This is a genomic window from Eubacterium sp. F2 (assembly GCF_046244355.1).
In the GTDB taxonomy this organism is placed as follows: Bacteria; Bacillota; Clostridia; order Peptostreptococcales; family Anaerovoracaceae; genus Aminicella.
Window position 1 is genome coordinate 1,025,127 of record NZ_CP176393.1, and the last position, 25,985, is coordinate 1,051,111.

At 51.4% G+C, this 25,985-nt stretch carries 19 protein-coding genes and 1 riboswitch; all 19 genes read left to right on the forward strand.

The window, feature by feature from the left end:
• Nucleotides 1-55 precede the first annotated feature (55 nt).
• The 19 genes from mtnA (at nt 56) to metG (ending at nt 25,977) form a co-directional block, all read left to right on the forward strand.
• A complete protein-coding gene (gene mtnA, locus ACI77B_RS04235; protein WP_409337693.1) occupies nt 56-1,108 on the forward strand; it encodes an S-methyl-5-thioribose-1-phosphate isomerase in 1,053 nt (350 codons plus the stop codon).
• Nucleotides 1,098-1,949 carry a segregation and condensation protein A gene (locus ACI77B_RS04240; protein ID WP_409337526.1) on the forward strand — a complete coding sequence of 284 codons (852 nt, stop codon included), beginning with the start codon at nt 1,098-1,100 and terminating at the stop codon, nt 1,947-1,949. The genes mtnA and ACI77B_RS04240 overlap by 11 nt, the downstream gene beginning before the upstream one ends.
• Complete coding sequence (scpB, locus tag ACI77B_RS04245; RefSeq protein WP_409337527.1) at nt 1,946-3,022, forward strand: SMC-Scp complex subunit ScpB; 1,077 nt, start codon at nt 1,946-1,948, stop codon at nt 3,020-3,022. Before ACI77B_RS04240 ends, scpB begins: the two co-directional genes overlap by 4 nt.
• Before the next feature lie 118 nt (nt 3,023-3,140).
• Nucleotides 3,141-4,562 (forward strand): ISLre2 family transposase, encoded by a 1,422-nt coding sequence (locus ACI77B_RS04250; protein ID WP_409335832.1) that lies wholly within the window; start codon nt 3,141-3,143, stop codon nt 4,560-4,562.
• A gap of 437 nt (nt 4,563-4,999) precedes the next feature.
• Complete coding sequence (locus ACI77B_RS04255; RefSeq protein ID WP_409336044.1) at nt 5,000-6,421, forward strand: ISLre2 family transposase; 1,422 nt, start codon at nt 5,000-5,002, stop codon at nt 6,419-6,421.
• A gap of 293 nt (nt 6,422-6,714) precedes the next feature.
• Entirely contained in the window at nt 6,715-6,858 is a 144-nt protein-coding gene (scfA, locus tag ACI77B_RS04260) for a six-cysteine ranthipeptide SCIFF (protein ID WP_178263096.1), read from the forward strand.
• A complete protein-coding gene (gene scfB, locus ACI77B_RS04265) occupies nt 6,858-8,273 on the forward strand; it encodes a thioether cross-link-forming SCIFF peptide maturase (protein ID WP_409337528.1) in 1,416 nt (471 codons plus the stop codon). The genes scfA and scfB overlap by 1 nt, the downstream gene beginning before the upstream one ends.
• A gap of 71 nt (nt 8,274-8,344) precedes the next feature.
• The gene (locus ACI77B_RS04270) at nt 8,345-9,055 is read left to right on the forward strand and encodes a pseudouridine synthase (protein ID WP_409337529.1); all 711 of its coding nucleotides are present in this window, start codon (nt 8,345-8,347) and stop codon (nt 9,053-9,055) included.
• Nucleotides 9,056-9,122: 67 nt separating this feature from the next.
• Nucleotides 9,123-10,358: a hypothetical protein gene (locus ACI77B_RS04275; protein ID WP_409337530.1), complete on the forward strand. Its 1,236-nt coding sequence runs from the start codon at nt 9,123-9,125 to the stop codon at nt 10,356-10,358.
• A gap of 40 nt (nt 10,359-10,398) precedes the next feature.
• On the forward strand, nt 10,399-11,679 hold the full coding sequence (locus ACI77B_RS04280) for an alanyl-tRNA editing protein (protein WP_409337531.1): 1,281 nt from the start codon (nt 10,399-10,401) through the stop codon (nt 11,677-11,679).
• A 53-nt stretch (nt 11,680-11,732) separates the two neighbouring features.
• A riboswitch (SAM riboswitch) is annotated at nt 11,733-11,845 on the forward strand.
• An 85-nt stretch (nt 11,846-11,930) separates the two neighbouring features.
• Nucleotides 11,931-13,109 carry a methionine adenosyltransferase gene (gene metK / locus ACI77B_RS04285; protein ID WP_409337532.1) on the forward strand — a complete coding sequence of 393 codons (1,179 nt, stop codon included), beginning with the start codon at nt 11,931-11,933 and terminating at the stop codon, nt 13,107-13,109.
• Nucleotides 13,110-14,337: 1,228 nt separating this feature from the next.
• Nucleotides 14,338-15,237, forward strand: a complete 900-nt coding sequence (locus tag ACI77B_RS04290) for a DMT family transporter (protein WP_409337533.1) — start codon at nt 14,338-14,340, stop codon at nt 15,235-15,237.
• Between the two features lie 830 nt (nt 15,238-16,067).
• Entirely contained in the window at nt 16,068-17,429 is a 1,362-nt protein-coding gene (locus ACI77B_RS04295) for an aspartate kinase (protein ID WP_409337534.1), read from the forward strand.
• A 389-nt stretch (nt 17,430-17,818) separates the two neighbouring features.
• A complete protein-coding gene (locus ACI77B_RS04300) occupies nt 17,819-18,310 on the forward strand; it encodes a MarR family winged helix-turn-helix transcriptional regulator (RefSeq protein WP_409337535.1) in 492 nt (163 codons plus the stop codon).
• Between the two features lie 76 nt (nt 18,311-18,386).
• A complete protein-coding gene (locus ACI77B_RS04305; RefSeq protein WP_409337536.1) occupies nt 18,387-20,813 on the forward strand; it encodes an ABC transporter ATP-binding protein in 2,427 nt (808 codons plus the stop codon).
• Nucleotides 20,813-22,675: an ABC transporter ATP-binding protein gene (locus ACI77B_RS04310; RefSeq protein WP_409337537.1), complete on the forward strand. Its 1,863-nt coding sequence runs from the start codon at nt 20,813-20,815 to the stop codon at nt 22,673-22,675. The genes ACI77B_RS04305 and ACI77B_RS04310 overlap by 1 nt, the downstream gene beginning before the upstream one ends.
• A 339-nt stretch (nt 22,676-23,014) precedes the next feature.
• Nucleotides 23,015-23,632 carry an AAA family ATPase gene (locus ACI77B_RS04315; RefSeq protein ID WP_409337538.1) on the forward strand — a complete coding sequence of 206 codons (618 nt, stop codon included), beginning with the start codon at nt 23,015-23,017 and terminating at the stop codon, nt 23,630-23,632.
• A gap of 95 nt (nt 23,633-23,727) precedes the next feature.
• On the forward strand, nt 23,728-23,952 hold the full coding sequence (locus ACI77B_RS04320) for a hypothetical protein (protein WP_178264493.1): 225 nt from the start codon (nt 23,728-23,730) through the stop codon (nt 23,950-23,952).
• 75 nt (nt 23,953-24,027) lie between these two features.
• Nucleotides 24,028-25,977 (forward strand): methionine--tRNA ligase, encoded by a 1,950-nt coding sequence (metG, locus tag ACI77B_RS04325; protein ID WP_409337539.1) that lies wholly within the window; start codon nt 24,028-24,030, stop codon nt 25,975-25,977.
• Nucleotides 25,978-25,985 lie beyond the last annotated feature (8 nt).

Below are 25,985 nucleotides of genomic sequence, written 5' to 3' on the forward strand. Positions count from 1 at the left end.
CAGAAGAGGCGGTTTTCTCTTGCCGGGTGGATTTTGTCCGACAGACAGTGAGGAAGTGACAGAAGTGAAGTTTGAAACGATCGCATTCAGGGACGGAAAACTGGTTATTCTGGACCAGACCCGTCTGCCGAATGAAGAAAAATATATTGAACTGAAGACGAAGGAAGACGTTTATGACGCCATTAAGAAGCTGATGGTGCGCGGGGCGCCGGCGATCGGAGATGCGGCGGGATACGGGCTGTATGTCAGTGTCCGGGACAGCCGTGCGGAAAGCCTGGAGGCGTTTAAGAAGGAGGTCGGCGAAACAGCGGAGTACCTGAATTCTTCCCGCCCGACGGCGGTCAATCTGAGCTGGGCGCTGAACCGCCTGCTGAAGCGGCTGGATTCCTTTACAGGAAGTGTGGAAGACGCAAAACAGCTGCTGCTGGATGAGGCGGACGAGATTTTCAAGGAGGACGTGGAGTCCTGCAGAAAGATGGGCGAGTACGGGCTGACGCTGCTTAAGCCGGGCATGGGCATTCTGACCCACTGCAATGCGGGAGCGCTGGCCACGGCCCGCTACGGAACCTGTCTGTCACCGGTTTATCTGGGGGAAGAGCAGGGCTATGGATTCCATGTTTACGCAGATGAGACACGGCCGCTGCTTCAGGGGGCCAGGCTGACTTCCTGGGAACTGAAAAAGGCCGGTGTGGATGTTACGCTGATCTGCGATAATATGGCGGCTTCTGCCATGAGAAAGGGCTGGATTCAGGCAGTTGTGGTCGGATGTGACCGGATGGCGGCCAACGGAGACGGCGCCAATAAGATAGGAACGTCGCAGGTCGCGATTATGGCTAAGGAGTACGGCATTCCATTCTACATGTTCGTGCCGACTTCGACGATTGATCTCGACACTGAAAGCGGCGGCGATATCGTCATCGAAGAGAGAGACGACGAAGAGCTTTACCGGATGTGGTACGAGAAGCCGATGGCGCCGGAAGGGGTAAAGACCTTCAACCCTGCCTTTGATGTCACGGACCATAAGTACATCACCGCCGTAATTACGGAGAAGGGAATCGCGCGGCCGCCGTACACGGAGAGCCTGCGGAGACTGGTTCATGAGCTATAAGGTTACTCTGCCGGAGTTTGAAGGGCCGTTTGATCTTCTGGTTTATCTGATCGAGAGTTCGGAGATGAGCATTTATGACATCCGGATTTCGGAGATCACGGAGCAGTACATGACTTATCTGCATCAGATGCAGGATTGGAATATAGAGCTTTCCTCGGAGTTTATGGTGCTGGCATCGGAACTTCTGAGAATCAAGTCGAAGATGCTGCTTCCGGGGGCGGAAAAGGAAAAGAAGGATCAGGGCGTAGTGCGTGAAGACCCGCGTGAAGACCTGGTTCAGCAGCTGCTGGAATATAAGCGGTGCAAGGCGGCGGGGAAGGCCCTGCAGGAGCGTGCCCGCGAGATGGAAGATGTGTATGTCAAGCCGCAGGAGGATCTGTCGGATTACACGGAACATCCGGATGAGTATCTGCGTCTGGGAACAGAAGAGTTTATCCGTGCCTTTTCTTCATTTCTTCACAGAAAGAAGCGGCTGGAGGACACAAGAAAGCGATATACCACAATGCGCCGGGAAAAGGAGACCATGGAAAACCGCATGGCCATGATCCGGGACGTTTTTCTGAAAACCGGCAGGAAGGATGTGCTGGATTTCCGCCAGCTGGTGCCGTCCAGGACACGCATGGACGCCATCGTCAGTTTCCTGGCTGTGCTTCAGATGGTGCGGGGACACTATCTGAACATCCGCCAGTGGGGGCTGTACGGCGAGATTGAGCTTTCTTCCGGAAGCCGGCCGCTGGAGCAGTTCTCGCCTGAAGAAGAGGCAGAAAGAGCCGATGAGGATGGAGCAGGAGAGAATACATCCGGAAAAGATGAGCATACAGAAGAGAAGGGAGATTCATGACCGGAAGCAGAGAAATAATAAAATCCGCGCTGGAATCGATGCTGTACGTCTGGGGGCGTCCGCTCCCGGCGAGGGATGCGGCAAAGGTCTTCGGCCTGACGGAGGATGAGGCGGTTCAGCTCTTTCTGGAGCTTCAGAAAGAGTATGAGGGCCGGGACAGCGGCATCCGCATCCGCAGAATCCGGAACTCCTTTCAGTTCATCACAGCGCCGGAGAACGCGGAGTTTGTCCGCAGACTCTGCACACCGGTTAAGGAGAAGCGGCTTTCCCAGGCTTCCCTGGAGGTACTGGCCGTGATCGCCTATCTGCAGCCGGTGACCCGCGGACGGATCGACCAGATCCGCGGCGTCAAGTGCGACCGGGTCGTGGAGGGCCTGATCGATAAAGGACTGGTCGAGAGCCGCGGGCGTTCCTCGGGGGTGGGACGGCCGATTCTGTACGGTACGACAGACAAGTTTCTGGAGCAGCTGGGGCTGGAGAGCCTGGACGATCTGCCGGAGATATCTGAAGAGGGCATTCTGAGACAGGAGAGGGAAGAAGAAAGTATTCAGAATGAGGAATTGGAGACAAAAATGAAGGAGCAAGGGAATGTAATCATGGTCGGCATGCCATCATGCGGGAAAAGTACGGTGGGTGCCGCCCTGGCGGAAGCATCCGGGAAAAAGTTCCTGGACGTCGATGATGTCATCGAAAGTCAGGAGGGCAGGACCCTTCAGGAAATTATCGATGCGGACGGAAACGACTACTTTTCAGATGCGGAGCGACGCGCGCTGCTTTCGATCGATGCGAGAAATACCGTCATCGCGACGGGCGGAAGCGCAATTTTCGCTGAAGATGCCATTGAGCGTCTGCGGAAGACAGGAAAAGTCGTGTATATCCGGATTCAGGAATCGACCGTAGAAAAGCGTCTGGATAATCTGGACAGCCGGGGCGTGACCATGGAAAAAGGGCAGACCCTTGCGGACCTGTACAATCTGCGGACACCCTACTATGAGAAACATGCAGACATCACCGTTGACGGTGACGGAAGAGAAATCGCGGATGTAGTTGCGGAAATCTGTAAAAAGCTGTAGAGTATAACACGCCGGAGGGTGTAAAGTATTAGTGGGAGGTTAGAAACTGGAAAAGGGATCTCCAAGTGCTAAGATAAAAGTGAAGAAATTACATCTATGCACTCGAAAGGAGATCCCTATGCCATCTATTATACATGAAATTGCAGCTGAATTCCTGGAAAATATTCTGGAAACACTAAAACCTCACGAAGGAATGAATTGGGAGGAAACCAGCGCAAAACTCATGAAGTACTGCAGGGAAACAACCGCCAGGTTCATTCGTGCGGCAGCAGAGGGATTTGATCAGGAATTGAGGAATGACAAAGCTGGCCGGAAACAACTCGGACTCACGATCAAAGCCAGAGGCAGGAAACGGACAATTTATACAGAATTTGGGACGATCGGGATCGAACGGAGCTATTACTATGACAAGAACAGCGGGAAGCACCGGTTTCTTCTGGATGAGATTCTTGGACTGCCAAAGTATGAACGTGTTGACCGGGTCGTAGGAAAGAAGCTGGCTGAAAATGCAGCCTGTGTATCCTATGCGAAGAGTTCTGAGATCGTGACGGGAGGTGAACTGAGCAGACAAACGGTAAGGAACTGTATCATGAAGGTGAATGTTCCAGAGACCGCAGTACCAGAGGTGAAGCGAAAGGTCAGTGTGCTCCATGTTTTTGCTGACGAGGATCACGTGCACATGCAGAAAGCAGGAAAGAAGCCCGGAAAACGGAGCAGAATCGTGCCACTGGTGACAGTGACAGAAGGAATCCGGATGATCGGCACCCATCGGAATGCGACGGTAGAGCCGGTAAGCTTCGTCGATGAAGAGTTCAATACCAGACGTCTGTGGAAGACGGTAGAGGGATTTATCGAGAAGAAATATGACATGGATGTGCTGGAGAAAATCGTGCTGCATGGAGACGGCGGGAACTGGATCCGGAATGGTCTGGACGATTTTTGTCATGTAGTTCACGTTATGGATGGTTTTCATTTCCAGAAGGCCCTTCGGTCACTGGCAGTCAGGTTTCCAAAGAGAAGAGTGAAGAAAGTGATCATGGATGCTGTGAAGGGAAATGATCAAAGCAGAGCTGACCGGTGCATACAGGAACTGCTGGATGACGCGAAGGAAGACAAGGAGCTGACAGAAAAAGTCAACGGATTCGGTGTCTATCTGAATGGGAACTGGAAGCCAATCGTGAATCGTTTCAAGAAGGATATGCCGGGAAGCTGTACAGAAGGACTGGTTAGTCATATTCTGTCGAAACGGTTCAGTCGTGAGCCGCAGGGATGGAGCGATGAAGGGCTCGGAAGACTGAGTGACATCAGAGTGTATCTGATCAATGGCGGTGAACTGAAGGCGAGTGATCTGCAGAAAAAAGAGCCTGAGAATATTCTCCGGGAGAAGTACGCTGAATATGCGGACCGTGTCATCCAGCATGCGGAAAAAGAACTGCATGACTGGAGTATTTTTGACGGAGAGCCTATTGTCATGGACGGAGCTTCCGGAACTCAGATGCTGATCAAGAGCTGTGGAGCAGTAAGAGAACTGCTAAGCTGATTGAACGTGAGACTGTAATGCAGCCTGATGCCTGGACTTCTGAGCGCCTCGCTGCCAGACGATCGACGGCCTGAATCCGGGGAAGGAAACAGCTGTGTGGAATGGAACCGTTCCGGGCATGAAATGCACGGAAACGGTGACAGGACACACAGGGCGTACCGAGGACGGGTCCGAAGGTACGCAGCCCGGAGAAGGCCGGCGGAGTCGGAAGCGTGAGCATGCGCGAAGGGAGCCGGGAGGCGTTCCAGGCACAGGCTGCGTACAGCTCACAAAACAACTTGGAGATCTGTCAACAAAAACTCCCACTAGCTCTTGACACCATCTAACACGCCGGAGGGTGTAAAGTATTAGTGGGGTTTTAGAAACTGAAAAAGGGATCTCCAAGTGCTAAGATAATAGTGAAACAATTACATCTATGCACTCGAAAGGAGATCCCTATGGCATCTATTATACATGAAATCGCAACGGAATTCCTGGAAAATATTCTGGAAACATTAAAACCTCACGAAGGAATGAAATGGGAAGAGACCAGCGCGAAGCTCATGAGATACTGCAAGGAAACGACCGCCAGGTTCATCCGTGCAGCTGCGGAGGGGCTCGATCAGGAACTGAGAAATGACAAAGCCGGCAGAAAACAGCTCGGATTCACGATCAAAGCCAGAGACAGGAAGCGGACGATCTACACAGAATTCGGCGCGATCGGAATCGATCGGAGCTATTACTATGACAAGAACAGCGGGAAGCATCGATTCCTTCTGGATGAGATCCTCGGCCTACCAAAGTATGAACGCGTCGACCGGGTTATAGGGAAGTGGCTGGCCGAGCATGCAGCCTACGTATCCTATGCGAAGAGTTCTGATATCGTGACGGGAGGCGAACTGAGCAGACAGACAGTGAGGAACTGCATCATGAAAGTGAATGTTCCAGAGGCCGCAGTGCCGAAGGCGAAACGAAAGGTCAGTGTGCTCCATGTTTTTGCTGATGAGGACCACGTGCATATGCAGAAAGCAGGCAAGAAGCCGGGAAAGCGGAGCAGGATTGTTCCGCTGGTGACCGTAACAGAAGGAATACGACCGATCGGTACCCATCGGAATGCGACTGTAGAGCCTGTGAGCTTTGTCGATGAGAATTTCAATACCAGACGTTTGTGGAAGACCGTAGAAGGGTTCATCGAAAAGAAATATGACATGGATGTGCTGGAGAAGATCGTGCTTCACGGAGACGGCGGAAACTGGATCAGGAACGGACTGGACGATTTTGGCAATGTTGTTCACGTTATGGATGGGTTTCATTTCCAGAAGGCCCTGCGGTCACTGGCAGGCAGTTTTCCAAAGAGAAGAGTGAAAACGGTGATCATGGACGCCGTGCAAAAAAATGATCGAAGCAGAGCCGATCGATGCATACAGGAACTGCTGGATGACGCGAAGGAAGACAAGAGGCTGACAGAAAAAGTCAACCGATTCGGCGTCTATCTGAACGGAAACTGGAAGCCAATCGTGAACCGGTTCAAGAAAGATATGCCGGGAAGCTGCACAGAAGGACTGGTCAGTCATATTCTGTCGAAACGGTTTAGCCGTGAGCCGCAGGGATGGAGCGATGAAGGGCTTGGGAGGCTGAGCGATATCAGAGTGTACCTGATCAATGGCGGCGAACTGAAAGCAGAGGATTTGCATAAGGAGAAAGCTGAGAACGTTCTTCGGGAGAAATACGCTGAATATGCGGATCATGTCATTCAACAGGCGAAAGAGGAATTGCATGACTGGAGTATTTTTGAAGGAGAGCCTTTTGTCATGGATGGAGCTTCCGGAACCCAGATGCTGATCAAGAGCTGTGGAGTGGCAAGAGACCTGCTAAGCTGATTGAGCGTGAGCCTGTAACGCAGCCTATGCATGGACTTCTGAGCGCCTCGCTGCCAGACGATCGACGGCCCGGAGAGGGCCGGCGGAGTCGGAAGCGTGAGCATGCGCGAAGGGAGCCGGGAGGCGTTCCAGGCATAGGCTGCGTACAGCTCGCAGAAAAAGCTTGGAGATCTGTCAACAAAAACTCCCACTACCTCTTGACACCATCAACACGCCGGTAAAATTTGACAACAGCGCACAGTACCGGTAAAATATGAATAAATATATCCTATCAACAGAAAGGCGTGATTATCATGAAGAGAATTAAAACGATCCAGACAAGAGATCTGAACAAGAGCATTGCAGACGGCGGCTGCGGAGAGTGCCAGACTTCATGCCAGAGTGCATGCAAGACTTCCTGCGGCGTTGCGAACCAGAAGTGCGAGAAGAGCCTGTAATGATTCATCAGTACAAGCTGAACGGATACAACATTGTTCTGGACGTAAACAGCGGTTCTGTACATTGCGTGGATGATGTCGCTTACGACATCATCCAGCTTTTTTGTGAAGCAAAAGATCAGGGAAAAGAGCCGGACCGTGCCTCTGTCAGGGAAAAGATTCTGGCAAAATACAATGACAGAGACGATGTTACGCCTGAGGACATTGATCAGACGATGTCGGACATCGACGAACTGGAGCAGCAGAAGAAGCTGTTTGCGAAGGATATCTGGGAGCCGAGCGCGGGCATTCTGAAAGAGCGTCATACAGAAGTCAAGGCGCTGTGCCTCCATGTTGCGCATACCTGCAATCTGAACTGCTCCTACTGCTTTGCCAGTCAGGGAAGATTCCATGGTGAACGCGCGATCATGAGCCTGGATACCGCAAAACAGGCGATTGACTGGCTGGTAGCCAATTCCGGCGACCACTACAACCTGGAAGTTGACTTCTTCGGCGGCGAGCCGCTGCTGAACTGGGATGTGGTCAAGCAGACCGTCGCTTACGCGCGTTCTCTGGAAAAAGAAAACCACAAGCATTTCCGCTTTACACTGACCACCAACGGTGTCGGAATCAACGATGATGTCATCGACTTTACGAATAAAGAAATGAATAATGTCGTCCTGAGTCTGGACGGCAGAAAAGAAGTGCATGACCACCTGAGAAAGTTCATCGACGGACGCGGAAGCTACGACGTCATCGTTCCGAAATTCCAGAAACTGGTCAAAGCCAGAGGGGACAAGGAGTATTATATCCGCGGAACCTTCACGCACAACAACGTGGACTTCACCGAGGACCTGTTCCATATGGCAGACTTGGGATTTGACCGCCTGTCCATCGAGCCGGTCGTCTGTTCCCCGGATGAGCCGTATGCGCTGACCGAGGAAGACCTCCCGGAGATTTTCCATCAGTACGAGATCCTCGCAAAATGGCTGATGGAGAGGGAAAAAGCCGGAAAGCCGGTCGTTTTCTATCACTACATGCTGGATCTTCAGGGCGGACCATGCATCTATAAAAGGATTTCCGGATGCGGATCCGGTACAGAGTACTACGCGGTTACCCCGTGGGGAGACCTGTTCCCGTGCCATCAGTTCGTCGGCGACGAGCAGTTCAAGATGGGAGACATCTGGCACGGCATCACGCGTGAGGACATCAAGGAAGACTTCAAGATGTGCAACGTCTACGCAAGAGAAGAGTGCAGAAGCTGCTGGGCGCGTCTGTACTGCTCCGGCGGATGTGCGGCCAACGCCTACCACGGAACCGGAAGCATTAAGGGCGTCTACGATTACAGCTGCAAGATCTTCAGAAAGCGTATGGAATGCGCGGTCATGATCCAGGTGGCAAAAGCACTTGGTGATCTGGAGCCGGACGCAGAATAAATCAGATGAATATATCCTGCAAAGGGCGGCGGCGTTTGCCGCCGCCTCTTCTACACGAAGGAGAGATTTCCATGAGAATCAATAAATACATCGCAGAAGCGGGAATCGCAAGCAGAAGAAAAGCGGATGAACTGATCCGCCAGGGCAAGGTAAAAATCAACGGAGCTGTCCTCACACAGCCGGGATACGACGTGCAGGACGGCGATGAAGTCATCGTCTGCGGACAGCCGGTCCGCCACGCCGAGCAGAATAAGGTCTACTATATGCTGAACAAGCCGGCAGGATGCATCACATCCGTGCACGACGATAAAGGAAGACCGACGGTCATGGATCTCATGCAGGAAGTGGAAGAGCGCATCTATCCGGTGGGACGTCTGGATTTCCAGACCTCCGGACTGCTCTTCCTGACCAACGACGGCGATTTTGCCTATCATCTGACCCATCCGAAACATGAGGTCGGAAAGACCTATGTACTCCGCGCAGAGGGCAGCCTGAGCCATCGTCAGCTCCAGCTTCTGAGAAACGGGGTGAACATCGGCGGCTTTAAGACTTCCCCGGCCCATGTCCGTGTTCTGAAGTGCAATAAGCATTCCACCGTGTTGGAAATGACGATTCATGAAGGAAAGAACCGCCAGATCCGCCGCATGCTGGAAGCCGTCGGAAGCCACGTGCTGGAACTGGAGCGCATCGCTTACGGAAATATCGTGCTGGGCCACCTGAAACCGGGCAGATTTCGCAGGCTCAGCCCGTCAGAAGTTGCCTATCTGATGCAGAAGGCGTAAAAACCTTCAGAACCAGTATTTACGAACCATCATTGAATCACAGAAATAACGCAGAAAGGAGGATGGCATGAAGAATAAGAAGTTTACCGTTCTGGAAGGCGGACTTTCCCATCCGGAAGACAAGCCGGAGAAATCTTCCCGGCCGTCCGGCACCCTATACATGGACCGCAGTGCACTGAGCTTTCAGCATGCCTGGATTACCGACACCCGTCTGATGGGCGTGGTCTGCCTGGGAATCTGCTGGAGAATCATCGGCGGCACGCATGATGAATTTCTGCAGTATTTCTACTTCGATGCCGTGGAATACGGGTTTGACCGTTTCGATTATCTGATGGACCCGGGCGATGAGGAGAAGGAAGACCTGGAAGCATCCTATATCGGCGGCCTCGGCGGTTCCAAGCTCGCCGTCACCGAACGAGAGGCCGTGCATCTGGTCCACCAGTACGCGGAATTTAACCGCAGAAAGCAGCTCGATCTTCCGGACGGTCAGCCGATGTACCAGTTCCTCCTTCTGTCAAAAGATAATCTGACAAGGATGGAAAGCCGCCTGCTCCTGGAAAAATCCTGTATCCGGCCGAGAAGCCGCGTGGAGGCGGTCAACTACTTTCTCATGCGTTACACCGACCGGGACTGGGACGCCGTGTCCGTCCTGACCGACGGAGAGATCAGCCATGATCTGCTCGCTGAATACGGCCACATGGGCGTCTTCAGCAACCATACAGAAGATGATCCGGAAGATGAAAACAGCCTGGACTGCCGGACCATTGTCTCAGAATCTGACGACTCCAGTGAATTCTACCTGCTGATGAGCAGGTTCAGCTTTAAGGGCAGAAGCAAGAAAATCACGGATTTTATCGTCCGGGAAAAGATGGAAATTACCGACCAGGAGGCATATCTGAATCTGCTCCATAAAGAGTACGTCATGGTATTCGACTACACCGGACCGCTGGAAAGCTTCGGACGCCAGTCCAGCCGGCTTTTAAAGCGCGCCATGATTGTCCAGGAAGACGAAGGCACAACCTATATGCTCTACCGTCCGAACAACGACCATGCGCTGAAGAGCGACTTCCATCTCTATGATGATCTGATCGGCATCTACTATATGGGAAACATCGGCCAGCTCGTCATTTCCAGCAACACCCCGATGGACGCGAAGACACTGGAATTTGACCTCCTGACCTCCCCGGTCGCCAGATATCTGAAAATGAAACAGAACCTGCTGTTCAGCGAGCCCGTCATGAATAACTTCCTGATGAGCGGAATGGCAGATTTTGAGGATTTTCTGGACCTGATCAGAGAGTAGCTGCGGCAGTTTCAGAACAAAAAGAATAAGCAAGGAGTGCATGATGACGGAACGTCTGTATCAGAAAAATGTATATCAGAAGACCTGTACCGCGCAGCTGCTGGAAATCGCAGAAGGCAGGCAGGGCAGCGCCCTGATCCTTGACCAGACTGTATTTTGTCCGGAAGGAGGCGGCCAGGGAAGCGACCGGGGAAGGGCCGTAACGAAGAATGGAAAAACACTGGAAATAACCGATGTGCAGGAGGAAGACGGCCGTCTGCTCCACTATTTTAAAGCTGAAAGCGGCGCAGAACTGAAGGAGGGAGATTCTCTTGCGCTTCAGCTGGACTGGGACCTGCGCTTTGATCACATGCAGAGGCACGCCGGCGAGCACATTCTGTCCGGAGCCCTGCACCGCCTGTTCGGAGCCTTCAATCAGGGATTTCACATGGGTGAGGACTGCATGACCATCGACGCGGCCTTCCGCCCGGAGGGAGAAGTGACGCGGATGGCGGAACTGGATTCTTTTCCGGACTATTCTAAAGTAAGCTGGGAGATGGCGCTGGAGGCGGAGCGCGAGGCCAACCGTGTGGTCTGGCTGGATGCACCGATTCAGGTCAGCTATTTCAAGAACCGTGAAGAGGCAGAAGCCATGCCGCTTCGGAAAATGCTGAATTTTGACGAGGACATTTCTGTGGTTACCGTAGGGGATCCTGCGCATCCGCTGGACTGCTGCCCCTGCTGCGGAACCCACCCGGACTCTTCCGGCCAGGTGGGCCTGATCAAGGTCTACAAGGTCGAGCAGAACCGCGGCCGGACCCGGATTTACTTTGATGCCGGAAAGCGGGCGCTGGAAAATTACCAGCGCCAGTATGATGTACTGACCCAGGCAGGCGAGCGGCTCTCCGCCGGCGAACAGGACCTTCTGGAAAAACTGGACCGCCTCATGCAGAAGGAGGATGAGCTGCATAATGAAGTTTATCAGCTCCGCCAGGCCAGGGTGAATGCGGCGGCGGAAGAGATCCGACAGAATCTTCATCCGGGCCTCATGAAAGAGCTGAACGACCTGTCGAACGATGAAATCCTGAGGGTCCAGAAGAAACTGAGAAAAGCCGTCAGCGGCGTGATTTTCCTTGTGAAGCCTGCGGAGCAGGCGGTCTTCCTTTTGTCCGACGGAAAGGGGACAAAAAATGACTGTGCGGCGATGGTAAACGAACTCGCGCGGCCGCTTGGCGGAAAGGGCGGCGGAAAGCCGCAGAGCGCCAGAGTCCGCTTCGACAACTGTGAGACGATGGAAAAATTCCTCAGGAGCGCGGCGGAATTCGCCGAGTTAGACAAATAGCTGTGGTTGTATATTGCGCCGGACTATAGATTTAATATAATAGAAGCAATAAATCCTTATCGAGAGCGGCTGAGGGAATAGGCCCGATGAAGCCCGGCAACCTGTTACGGGGAATCGTACAAGGTGCCAAATCCTACAGGAGCAGGACCCTCCTGAAAGATGAGGAAAGGTTTGAAGATCAATCCTTTTCTCGTATGGAAAAGGATTTTTTTTTACAAGATACTTATGCAAACTGAAGGGAGTTAGCAGAAATGAAGAGATTATTTACCTCTGAGTCTGTAACAGAAGGACATCCTGATAAAATCTGCGATCAGGTTTCTGACGCGATTCTGGACGCGCTGATTGCGCAGGATCCGGACAGCCGTGTAGCATGCGAGACAACCACAACTACAGGCTATGTTATGGTTATGGGAGAAATCAGCACCAAGGGATATGTAGACATTCCATCCACAGTAAGAGGAGTTCTGAAGGACATCGGATACGACCGCGCAAAGTACGGATTCGACTGTGAGACATGCGCAGTACTGTCCGCTATCGACGAGCAGTCCTCCGATATCGCTATGGGCGTTGATGAGGCTGAGGAATACAAGGAGTCTTCCGATAAGGATGATCTGGATAAGATCGGAGCAGGAGACCAGGGAATGATGTTCGGCTATGCCTGCAACGAGACACCGGAGTACATGCCGATGCCGATCGAGATGGCGCACAAGCTGGCACGCCGCCTGACCGAAGTCAGAAAGAACGGCACTCTGGACTATCTGAGACCGGACGGAAAGACGCAGGTTACCGTAGAATATGATGACGACAAGGTTAAGCGCGTAGACACTGTTCTGGTTTCCACACAGCACAGCCCTGACGTCACACAGGCACAGATTAAGAAGGACATCATCGAGCACGTCATTAAGCCGATCATTCCGGCAGAGTATCTGGATGACAAGACCCGTTTCATCGTCAACCCGACAGGCCGTTTCGTAATCGGCGGACCGCAGGGCGACTCCGGACTGACCGGCCGCAAGATCATCGTTGATACTTACGGCGGATACGCGCGCCACGGCGGCGGCGCATTCTCCGGAAAGGATCCTACAAAGGTAGACCGTTCTGCATGCTATGCTGCAAGATGGGTTGCCAAGAACCTGGTTGCCGCAGGACTGGCTGACCGCTGTGAACTGCAGGTTGCCTACGCAATCGGCGTCGCTGAGCCGGTTTCCATTTCCGTAAACTCCTTCGGAACAGGAAAGAAAGACGACGAAGAGCTGGCTGAGATCGTAAAGAGACATTTCGATCTGAGACCGGGCGCAATCATCAGAGACCTGGACCTGAAGAGACCGATCTACCGTCAGACAGCAGCTTACGGTCATTTCGGAAGAACCGACATCGACGTTCCATGGGAGCACCTGGACAAAGTCGACGAGCTCAAGGCAGAACTGTAAGAAAGTGCCTTCGGCATGCCCGTGCTCCGAGTTCTGTGCGAACAGGGGCAGAGCTTCGCATAGCGGAGGAAAGGCAGTTGAAACTGCTGCATTCTGCATAAACAGGGCTGAAGACATATACGAAAATAAACGGCATTCTGCGGGATGTCGTTTTTTTCTGTTTAACGGGGGCGGATACCTGCCAGCTGCAGCAGTTCTCTTTTTCGATCAGATTTTTATGTAGTGCAGCTTCTTTTTTGCAGGAGACCGCGAGTGCTTTCATTCACATCGCAGCTGCAGCAGAAACTATCGCATCAGTTTTATCCTTTGTTCAACCCGATCGGACAGAGAGTAGACTATTATCTCAGCAGAGACAGAAGATGACCGATTTTTCTCCTATTAATATCGTACAGAATACCTGAAAGTGGGGTGCTCAGCCTGGAAAGGTGAATTTCATTATAAAAGCCTTGGTAAAAGTCACGAAAAAACGGTTCTTATACCAAACCAAAATTTTTTTGGTAAGATAGAATGGTAAGCGTGATGTGTACCAAAAATTGTACCTTAAATAATACAAATTAAGAGACGAATTACCTGTTAGTTATAATGATGCGTAGCAATGTATAAACAATCAAGTAAAAATGAACGAGCATAACGGAAGCTACTGCCGATCAGGCAAAAAAGCAACTCTGAGTTTATTATGTCGGAATAGATCGATAAATACGCTGGTAATAATGGCAGAATTTGCTCTGATATATCAGACCAGATAACGCCTGTGATAATAGGTATTATGTAAAGAAGTATACTTTCGGTAGATTTTACCAAAGTATACAGTGTACTTGGTAAAATTTGCGATTTAAATGGAAGCGTACCAATAATTCCTGGTAAAATATATTTTTTGCTAAGATATTCCGCTGCTAGTGTCTGTATAAATGATGAATAACGTGAAATGAATGCACACTTGCAGACAATACAAGGACTTTGGGATACAGTATACTAAAGTTCATTCCTCTGGACGGTGGGCAGACAATTGAAGAAAATGGTGCTCGGAGCGGAATATTGTTGATTTACTCAGCGGAGACTGCTTTTCCCTCAAAGAGATCAGCATCTATGAAAAAACATGGTACAATTTCAGATGGTCGTACATTTACAAAATATCGCATTGTCTCTTATCTGCAGCTGAGCATCCGCGCAGTCTGATGATAAATGGGCCGCGAATATCACAAATATTAAGGAATAGAGGAGTTTATCTATGTCAAAAAAAACCGCAATGTTTCTGGTCGCGCTGACGTCCGCCTTCTGGGGACTGTCGTTTACGGCCTCCAATCTGCTGCTGAAGACAATGGATCCGATTATGATTCTGGAAGTTCGTTGGACGATTGCGTCTGTTATTTTTGCCGGGATGATTGCCGCCGGAAAACTGCGGATCAGCTTTCATAAGAAAAGCGTAAAATATTTTCTGCTTGCTGCTTTTCTTGAGCCGTGTCTGTATTCTATTTTTGAGACGTATGGCCTTTCACTGACTTCGCCGTCTGTCAGCTCGATTTTTATCGCCACGATTCCCTGTATGTCACTGATTCAGGGTGTTTTGTTCTTCCATGGAAAAGCGGAGCTGAAAAAGATCATCGCCATTGCGCTGGCCTTCCTGGGCGTTGCCGCGGCAACGGTTCTGGCGCCGGATTTTCAGGCCGGCGGAAGGATTTCCGGATATCTTCTCATGATCGGCGCAGTGTTTACCGGTGGACTTTATTCCCACGCCAGCAGCGCGGCAAGCCGGGACTATGAACCGGCGGCGATTACAGCGATGATGGCCTTTGAAGGCATGGTTTGGTTTCATTTGATCGGTTTTCTGAAAGGCGATGGCCTGCAGGCCTGGACGATCGCCTTCAGCACGCCGAAAAACGCCCTTGCCGTTCTCTTTCTCGGGATCTGCTGCTCCGCCGTCTGCTACCTTGCCTATAACGGGCTGCTGGCTTATCTGGAACCTTCCGCAGTCAACAACCTGTCCGGCAGCACCACCACCATCGTCGGCGTCGGCGCGGGGATTGTTCTGGCCGGTGATTCCTGGGGCCTGTACACGATCGCGGGGCTGGCGCTGACCCTGGCGGGGGTCTGGCTGACGAGCCAGGATTTAGGAAACAGTCGGAAATAGCATAATTGGTGTATGGATATTCGTGTATATGCATGTACTTTGTATTCGTCTAAGCTTGTATTTTTCTGGTTCGTTTAAATCATGGTTATTATATTTTTTGCAGAACCAGCTTTTTCCCCGAGGCAAATGTTCTGAAAACGTTTGCCGTATATTTCCGTACAGCTGCTCTGATTTTATATTTCTTCTGTTCTTTTGCGGAAAAATATCCGTATCTTTTCTATTATTAAAGGTTCTTTTGCTTTAATCCTCCATAAGCCTCCCGTTTATAATAATTTTTCAGTGGATGAGCCGTTTCGTCTGCACATTTATAAATATTCGGTTCTGCGCTTTCTCTCAAATTTTGAAAAAAAACGAACCACGAAAAATTCCATCACCGTTTCATCACATATCTGCCCCTTCGGCTGTTATCCGTTATACATCCTGAAAATCCAGGACGTTCAGAACGGCAATAAATTTCCTATATTTCAGCCGCAGAATGCAGAAGCCTTAGCAGCACGGAAATCATTGACAGGCCAGGGGAGAATGGATCTCAGATCAGAGGCAAATCGGGTACACGGGTATATTGTATACACGTGTAAGCGCGTTTCCGTCGCCAGTCAGTTTTCGCTGTTAAGTTGTCCGTGCGGCGAACTGTTATAAAACCAGCCCGTTTTCTTTTTGTCAAGCAAAATTCACGAAATAAAAATAAAAAACTTGTATCCTGAACACAACTCTGTTATTATTAATGATAAATTGGATGCCAATTTGTAGCTTGATAACAAAGGCGCAGAGCGTCTGCAGTGCCGGACGCTTTTTGCATTGAGAATGCTTATGTTTTGGGAGGAAAACTGATGGGAGTAAAAGTACTGAAGTTTGGAGGTTCTTCAGTGGCTGACGGAATCCAGCTAAAGAAGCTGAAGGAGATCGTCGAAGCTGATCCGGATCGAAGATATGTTGTGGTTTCTGCGCCGGGTAAACGATTTAGCGGCGATAACAAGGTCACGGACCTTTTATATCTGTGTAAAACGGAAATTGACAACCACATTCCATATGACCAGGTATTCCAGGTTATTATCGACCGTTACAGCGCAGTAAAGCTGAACCTCGGCATTGATGTGGACCTGAAGAGCAGGTATGAGGAAATCCGCAGAAATATCGAGGCCGGATGCTCTGTCGACTATCTTGCAAGCCGCGGTGAATTCCTGTCAGCGGTTCTGGTTGCCGCCTATCTGGGTTATGACTTTGTCGATACAGCAGGACTCATTCAGTTTGACTCCCGCGGAAGACTTCTTCCGGAAGAGACCAATGAGGCACTGAAGGCTGAACTTGCCAAACATGAGCGCGCAGTCCTGCCTGGATTCTACGGCACGCAGAAGGACACGGACAAGGTCCGCGTCTTCTCCAGAGGCGGTTCTGACGTAACCGGATCTCTGGTTGCCCGCGCTGTAGAAGCAGATGTTTACGAGAACTGGACCGATGTATCCGGCCTTCTGATGGCCGATCCGCGCATCGTGGAAAATCCGAAGCCGATCGACCAGATCACTTACGTGGAGCTGCGTGAGCTGTCCTACATGGGCGCCAGCGTTCTGCACGAGGACGCCGTCTTCCCGGTAAGAGGCGCAAACATTCCGATCAACATCAGAAATACCAACAAGCCGGAGGACCCGGGCACGATGATCACCACCAGCCGTCCGGAGAACACAGAACGTATTCTGAGCGGTGTAGCAGGAAATAAGGACTTTACCGTTATCGCGATCTATAAAAACATGCTGAATAAGGAAGTCGGCTTCATCCGCCGCATCCTGACCATTCTGGAAGACCTGGATGTCAGCTTTGAGCATATCCCGACCGGAATCGACACCGTTTCCGTCGTCATTTCCAATGATCAGCTGCCGGAGGGCAAGCTGGATGACGTTCTGGATGCGCTGCAGCATCAGATTAATCCGGACAGCATCACGGTTCACGATGACATCGCGCTGATCGCTGCCGTAGGTATCGGCATGAGCCGCCGCCTGGGAACATCCGCGAGACTGTTCACCGCCCTTGCAGAGGCCGGCGTCAACGTCCGCATGATCGATCAGGGATCTTCCGAGATCAATATCATCATCGGCGTACTGAACGAGGACTTCGAGAAGGCCATCCGCGCCATCTACAATGCGTTCAACTCCGACCGCGATGATGTTCTGAAGGACACCATGTCCAAACTGCATTAATTTTGAACCATACCCATTATCTATTCTGCCGGAAGTTTTACGGCAGGCTGCTGAAACCGCCTGTTGTGAGAGCTTCCGGCTTTTCTTCTGCCCGGATGTCCGGCAGTTTTCCTGTTGTATTTCTTTTTCTTCTTCACTTGACAAAATCCACGAGCAAGGATATACTTGTCGATGCTAATAATTAACTATGTTAAATATTAACGTGTGTAAACATTGAACAGGGTTAAAGAAGAAGCCGGATCGTTCACGCTGCTGAAGCAGCCGGCGGGCCTCTGGAAACCCTGCTGCCGTCAGCCGGCGGACAATGAAATACAGTATCGCAAATGCCGATGCCGCCATGTCCGGTAAATCAGAGATGGACGCGGAGGATCAGCGGGAAAGGAGTAAGAATGGAAGAACTGGAACGTGAATTTATCCGTTCCTGCATGCAGTTTCATAAAGTGAGAATGTATGAACTGGTTCCGGACTTAAACCGGGGAGAATTGATGGTTATGGGAGGTACCGCCCGTCTTCAGTGCCGGAATCCGGAGCATAAAGTTCGCATGTCCGATCTGCTTGCGGGTTCCCGCATGACGGCTCCAGGCCTTTCACGCGTTCTCAGAGGTCTGGAAAAGAAGGGCCTGATGGAGCGCACGCAGGATCCGAATGACCGCCGCGTGACGCTGGTCAGCTTTACAGAGAAAGGAAAAAATAAATGGTATGGTGACCATGAAATTCTCCATCGTTTCTGTTCCGAGCTGATCCGAAGAATCGGAGAAGACCAGATTCGCGAGATTATCCGCCTGAATGATGAAATATACCAGACGGCGGATGAAATTTATCATGAACAGCTTGCAGAAATGAAGCGGAAACAGCAAGAAGCCGGAGCAGAGCAGAAATAGCCGGCCTTATAGAAAAGCTGCAATTGGGGTTAAAGAAAGGTATTGAATGCGATAAACATTCAGGAGGCAGTCAGAGTTGAGATATTTAATCAAGAATTTGAAACCGTACTGGCCGGTGGTCATCCTTCTGGTGATCCTTCTGGCCGTGCAGGGATTCAGCGAGATGTCCATGCCGCAGTACACGCAGAACATCATCGATACAGGAATCCAGAACCGGGGTGTGGAGCACATCCTTCCGACAAAGGTAAAACAGCAAGAGTACAATGAAGCGCAGATGTTCATGACCACAGCCGAGAAAAAAGCCTGGAAATCCGCTTATCAGAAAGACGGAAACAAATATGTCCTTCACGCTTCGGAAAGCAGACTGGAAAAGCTGGACGACCAGCTTCTGGAACCGGTCGTCCTGACTTATCAGCTTGGTCATATTACACCGGCCCAGTTTAAAAAGATGGTCAGACGGCAGCTTACCGCAGCCCAGGCCGCGCAGAAAAAGGCCATGAAGAAGGCTGCATCTTCCGGCATGAGCGCCGCGCAGATTGCTGCAATGCAGAAATCCGCCCAGGCCGGAGCCCAGGCACAGAGCACTTCTTCCCAGCAGACCGATCCGTCTGCGCTTCTGAAGAAGCTGGATTCCATGTCCGTTCAGGAAATCGCGGATGCCGCCGGCATGAGAGTCCGTGTCTTCCATGCAAAAGACCAGAACGGAAACAAGAAAACCTACGTTGACATTCGTAAAACCATGCAGAAGATGATTGACAGCGGCCAGATGAGCAGCAAGCAGATTCATCAGATGCAGAAGCAGATTAAAAAGACCATCAACACCGTCGGCCCGAAGACACTGAAGTCCATGGGATACCGTTACGCATACGATGCAGAAAAGGATGCCGGTGTCCACGTCAACGCGGTTCAGATTTCCTATCTGTGGAGCGCCGGAAAGAAGATGTTCCTGATGGCGCTGCTCATGCTCGCCGCGGCGGTAGCCGTTTCCTACATTGCATCCAGAATCGGTGCAGGCGTGGGACGGGACCTGCGTGATAAGGTCTTCCGGAACGTCATCGGATATTCCAACGCGGAGCTGGATAAATTCCAGACTTCCTCGCTGATCACCCGCGCGACCAATGACGTGCAGCAGGTGCAGCAGGTCACCACCATGATGCTGCGTATGGTGCTGTACGCTCCGGTGCTGGGCATCTGGGGAATTGTCAAGGTTTACCAGACCCATGCAAACATGAGCTGGGTAATTCTCCTTGGAGTTGCCGTCATTATCGGCTTTGTCCTGACCCTGATGGCGATTGCGATGCCGAAGTTCAAGATCATGCAGAAACTGGTGGACAAGCTGAACGGCGTGTCCCGTGAGATTCTGACCGGACTCATGGTCATCCGCGCCTTCGGACGCCAGAAGAAAGAAGAGGAGCGGTTCGACCAGGCCAATGTCGACCTGAAGCGCACACAGTTGTTCACGAACCGTGTCATGACCTTCATGATGCCGTCCATGATGCTGATTATGAACGCCCTGTCCATTCTGATCACATGGGTTGCGTCTTCCCGAGTCGATTCCGGAACCCTGCAGGTGGGCGCGATGACCGCCTTCATCACCTATGCCATGATCATCGTTTCTGCGTTCATGATCATCACCGCCATGTCCATCATTCTGCCGAGAGCCGGTGTTGCCGCACAGAGAATCGATGAAGTTGCGACTACGGTCTCTTCCATTCAGGACAAAAAGGATCCGGAAGTCCTGGAAAACGGCAGGGGAGAAGTGACCTTCTCCCACGTGGACTTTAAGTATCCGGGCGCAGAAGCCAACGTTCTGTCCGACATCGACTTTACCGCAGAACCGGGAAAGGTCACCGCAATTATCGGCGGAACCGGATCCGGAAAGAGTACACTGATCAACCTGATCCCGAGATTCTACGATGTCACAGGCGGAAAAATCCTGGTAGACGGAAAAGACGTCCGCGACGTCACCATGAAGTCCCTGCGCGATGAAATCGGATTCGTCCAGCAGAAAGGCATCCTCTTCTCCGGAACAATTGCCGGAAATATCCGCTTTGGAAACGCAGATGCCAGCGATGAAGAGGTAAAGCGTGCGGCGGAGATCGCCCAGGCGGATGACTTCATCATGGATAAGGATGAGAAGTACGACAGTTACGTTTCTCAGGGTGGAAACAACGTGTCCGGAGGACAGAAGCAGAGACTTTCCATCGCCCGCGCCATTGCGAAGAAGCCGAAGATCCTGATCTTCGATGACAGTTTCTCCGCACTGGACATGAAGACCGATGCCAAGCTCAGAGAAATCCTGGAGAAGGAAGAACACGACACCACCAGAATCATCGTTGCCCAGAGAATCAGCACGATTCTGCATGCCGATCAGATTCTGGTCATGGATGAAGGAAAAATCGTCGGAAAGGGAACCCATCAGGAGCTGATGAAGTCCTGTGAAGTATACAGACAGATTGCGGAATCCCAGCTGTCTGAGAAAGAACTGGAGGAGATGGCATAATGGAAGAAAATAAGAATCAGATGCCGCGTAAGAACTCCGGAGGAATGCGGGGACCGCACGGTCCGGGCGCCATGGGCGCGGTTGAAAAACCGAAGAATTTCAAGAAATCCTTTAAGGAACTTCTGGCCTACATCGGCCACTATAAATTTGGTGTGATTGCCGTCATGATTCTGGCGGCGGGATCCACCGTATTCAATGTCGTCGGCCCTAAAGTCATGGGCCACGCGACTACGGAACTGGCGAACGGCCTGATGAGAAAGGTTGCGGGAACCGGCGGAATCGACTTTGGAAAGGTCGGACAGATTCTGCTGTTCACCCTGGCTCTGTACCTGATCAGTTCCGCGCTGAACTTCATTCAGGGCTGGATCATGACCGGCATCACCCAGAAGGTCGTTTACCGCATGCGGAAAGAGATCTCTGAAAAGATCAACCGCATGCCGATGAAATATTTTGAAAGCCGTCCGATCGGAGAAGTGCTGTCCAGAATCACCAACGATGTGGACACCCTGGGTACCGGTCTCAACCAGAGCATTACCATGATCATTTCCGCGGTGGCAACCATTGTCGGTGTTATCGTCATGATGCTGACGATTTCCCCGCTGATGACCCTGATCGCCCTGGTCATGATTCCGGTATCCGCACTCCTGATGGCAGCCGTCATCAAGATGTCGCAGAAATACTTCAAGCAGCAGCAGGCTTCCCTGGGCGTCATCAACGGTCAGGTGGAGGAGGACTTCTCCGGCCAGCAGGTCATCAAGGCCTTTAACCGTGAGAAGCAGACCATTGCCGAGTTCTCCAGGATCAACGATGAACTCTACGTTTCTGCCTGGAAATCCCAGTTCTTTTCCGGAGCCATGATGCCGCTGATGAACTTCGTCGGCTATCTCGCCTATGCAGGCGTGGCCATTGCCGGAGGCATGCTGGCGATCCGCAGCATCATCGGAATCGGAGACATTCAGGCCTTCATTCAGTATGTCCGCAATCTGACCCAGCCGATGGCGCAGATCTCCCAGGTCATGAACCAGGTGCAGTCCATGACGGCGGCTTCCGAGCGTGTTTTCCAGCTGCTGAATGAGGAAGAGACCGATCTGCAGGAAGACGCCCCGCTTCCGCTGGAGGATGTAAAAGGCGCTGTAGAGTTCGACCACGTACAGTTCGGCTATGATCCGGAGCAGGTGATCATCCATGATTTCTCGGCAAAGGTTGAACCTGGCCAGACGGTAGCCATCGTAGGCCCTACGGGTGCCGGGAAAACCACCATGGTCAAGCTGCTGATGCGTTTCTATGACGTAAATAAAGGGCAGATCCTTCTGGACGGGCAGGATATCCGTACATTCAGCCGCCTGGATCTGAGAAAATATTTCTCCATGGTCCTTCAGGACACCTGGCTGTTTTCCGGAACGATCCGGGAGAATATCCGTTACGGCCGCCTGGATGCCACGGATGAAGAAGTCGAGGCAGCGGCAAAGGCCGCGCATGCGGATCATTTCATCCGCACCCTGCCGGGAGGTTACGATATGGTGCTGAATGAAGAGGCATCCAATATTTCTCAGGGGCAGAAACAGCTGCTGACCATCGCGAGAGCCATGCTGGCAGACCGTAGGGTTCTGATTCTGGATGAGGCGACTTCTTCCGTTGACACCCGTACAGAAAAACAGATTCAGAGCGCGATGAACCGCCTGATGCAGGGCCGCACGAGCTTTGTCATCGCCCATCGCTTATCTACGATTAAAGATGCCGACATGATTCTGGTTATGGATCACGGCGATATCGTGGAACAGGGCACGCATGATGAGCTGCTGGCGAAGAACGGCGCTTACGCGGATCTGTACAACTCTCAGTTTGCAGAGGAAGAAGAGTAGAATCCGCAAGTAATCTGAAAATATATAAAAACCGGCGGAGAGAAACCGCCGGGGAATATGCAGGAGAATGCCGGAAAGACAAAGCCGGCCTTCTCTTGCTTTTTGTTTTTTGTCCAGAGAAAAATCCGGCAATTTCCGGCCCTTCACTCTGCGAACATAAAAATGCCTTGTCCAATGCACAAGCGCTACGTTTTCATTATTGGAAAAATAGTATATAATAAACAATAAAGTCTTATTTTCACTGTGTACATATGCACGGAAGGGGAAATAGGAAAGGAGGGAGGGCGTCGTGTTCAGACTGTTTCCTCAGGGAAAGCTGAAACACGGGTCCGGAAGAATATGAAAAAACTGCTTACAATCAGCCGTGAATATGGAAGCGGCGGCAGAGTGATCGGAGGCCTGGCTGCGAAAAAATTAGGCGTTCCGCTCTACGACCGCGAAATTATCGATATGGCCGTCGAGAAAAGCGGCCTGTCCAGGGAAATCATTGAGAGCGCGGAGCTCAGAGCAAAGAATAATTTTTCTTATTCGCTCGCTTCTGCGGTGAATTTCAGTGAGGGCGTGACGGGAGAGATGATCTCGGTGAATGAGAAGCTCTTTCTGACACAGTTTGATATCATCACGCAGATCGGACAGACCGGGGAAGGCGTGATCATCGGACGCTGCGCAGACTATGTGCTCAGGGATCTTCCGGGCGTGACCAATGTGTTCGTCCACGCGAGACTGGAAGACCGGATTGAGCGCGCGGTCAGTCAGTACGGCGACGATCCGGAGAAGGTCAAGCACATCATTCGTAACTATGACAAGGCCAGAAAGAATTACTATAACTATCATACTTCCCAGAAATGGGGAGATTACGTCAACTATGACCTGTCCATCAATACGAGTCATGTCAGCGATGAGACAGCGGCAGAGCTGATCGTGGACTATGTACAGAACCGCAATAACAAGCATTAATTGTTTATATTGTTGTGAGGGAAGGATTCGGGAAGATCTGCGCCGCAGGATGGAAAGAATGAGGCGGGCAGCGTCTTCCAGAGAGGAGGATTATCATGAGCAAGGAAAAAGAAGAAAAGAAATGCTGCAAGAGTGAAGAAAATCAGCCGACTGTGCAGGATGCGCTGAAAGCTGCAGGAGCCATCGTCGGAATCGGCCTGGTTGCCGGATTCACCCTGGTTATGGGTATGAATAAAATCATGAAAGAGATTTTCGTCAATGACGACTGGCCGGATGAAGAGTGGTCCAGCGACGACTGGGCAGGCGAAGATCTGGACTAGTTTCAGAGCTGCGCATCCGGCTGTAGAAAACGTTATCACCCCTCATTCATCAGAGGAAGAAAGGAAACAGTTATAATGACAGAACAGAAGGCATCTAAAGGAACGTACTACATTACTACTCCGATTTATTATCCGAGTTCCAAGCTGCATATCGGACACACGTACTGCACGGTCATGGCTGACGCGATGGCGAGATTCAAGAGACTGAGCGGCTACGACGTCCGTTTCCAGACAGGAACAGATGAGCACGGCCTGAAAATCATGCAGAAAGCCAGAGAAAAGGGCGTTACACCTCAGGAATATGTTGATGAGGTCGTTGCCGGCATCAAGGACCTCTGGAATACAATGGAAATCTCCTACGATGACTTCGTCCGCACGACGCAGCCGCGCCATGTGAAGAGAGTTCAGGCGATCTTCAACAAGATGAATGAAAAGGGAGATATCTACAAGGGCAAGTATGAAGGCTGGTACTGTACACCTTGTGAGTCCTACTGGACGGAGAGTCAGCTGGTCAACGGCTGCTGCCCGGACTGCGGACGCCCGGTTGAATGGGCATCTGAGGATGCGTATTTCTTCCGTCTTTCCAAGTATCAGGACCGCGTGCTGAAGCTCCTGGAAGATCCGGATTTCCTGAAGCCGAAGGAGCGCCGCAATGAGATGATCGAGTTCGTCAAGCAGGGACTGGACGATCTGTGCATTTCCCGTTCCTCCTTTGACTGGGGTATTCAGGTGCCGATCGATCCGAACAGCGTCATCTACGTATGGCTGGACGCGCTGACAAACTATATCACAACACTGGGTTATCCGGATGATCCGGAAGAATTCAATAAGTACTGGCCTGCAGACGTACATCTGGTCGGAAAGGAAATCGTCCGTTTCCACTCCGTAATCTGGCCGGCAATGCTGATGTCCCTGGATCTGCCGATGCCGAAGCATGTCATGGGCCACGGCTGGCTCCTGATCGACGGCGGCAAAATGAGCAAGTCCAAGGGAAATGTCGTCGACCCGGTATTCCTGATTCACCGCTACGGCGTGGATGCGCTGAAATACTTCCTGCTGAGAGAGTATACCTTCGGGCAGGACGGCGTATATACCAATGAAGTTATGTTGAAGCGCATGAATTACGATCTGGCGAATGACCTTGGAAACCTGCTGTCCAGAACCGTTGCGATGATCGAAAAGTACTGCGGCGGAATCGTTCCTCCTGCAGGAACGTTTGATGACATCGACGAGGATCTGAAGAAGACGGCCCTTAGCGTTGCGCCTGCACTGGAAGACCACATGAATGATTTCCAGTTCAATCTGGCGCTGGAAGACATCTGGGTTCTGGTACGCCGCGCGAATAAGTACATCGATGAGAAGATGCCGTGGGCAATGGCCAAGGATCCGGAGAAGAAGGAAGAACTGGACACCTGTCTTCACAACCTGGCAGAGGCACTGCGCATTATCTCTATCCTGCTGATTCCGTTCATGCACACCACATCCGAGCGCATGCAGGAGCAGCTGGGACTGACCGGTGAGAAGATCAGATGGGACGATGCTTTTTCCTTTGAGAAGATGGACGGCGAGAAGGTCACCAAGGGCGATCCGCTCTTTCCGCGTCTGGACATCGATAAGGAACTGAAAGAGCTGAACGAGATTCAGAAGAAGCAGATGGCCGAGGCAAAGAAGAAGGCGGACAAGGAAGCAGCCGACGTCAAACTGAAACCGGAAATTGAATTCGAAGACTTCGATAAGATCGACTTGAGAGTCGGAACAATCATGAAGGCCGAGAAGGTTGAGGGAGCAGACAAGCTTCTGAAATTCCGTGTACGTATCGGAAATGAAGAACGTCAGATCCTGTCCGGAGTTGCCGAATACTTCAAGCCGGAAGAACTGGTTGGCAAGAAAGTGATCGTCGTTGCCAACTTAAAACCGAGAAAAATCCGCGGCGAAGAATCACAGGGAATGCTTATTTTTGCAGATACCGGAAAGAAATTCGAGCTGGTTACCAGCAGTGCGGACGACGGCAGCAAGGTAAGATAGGGAGCGGG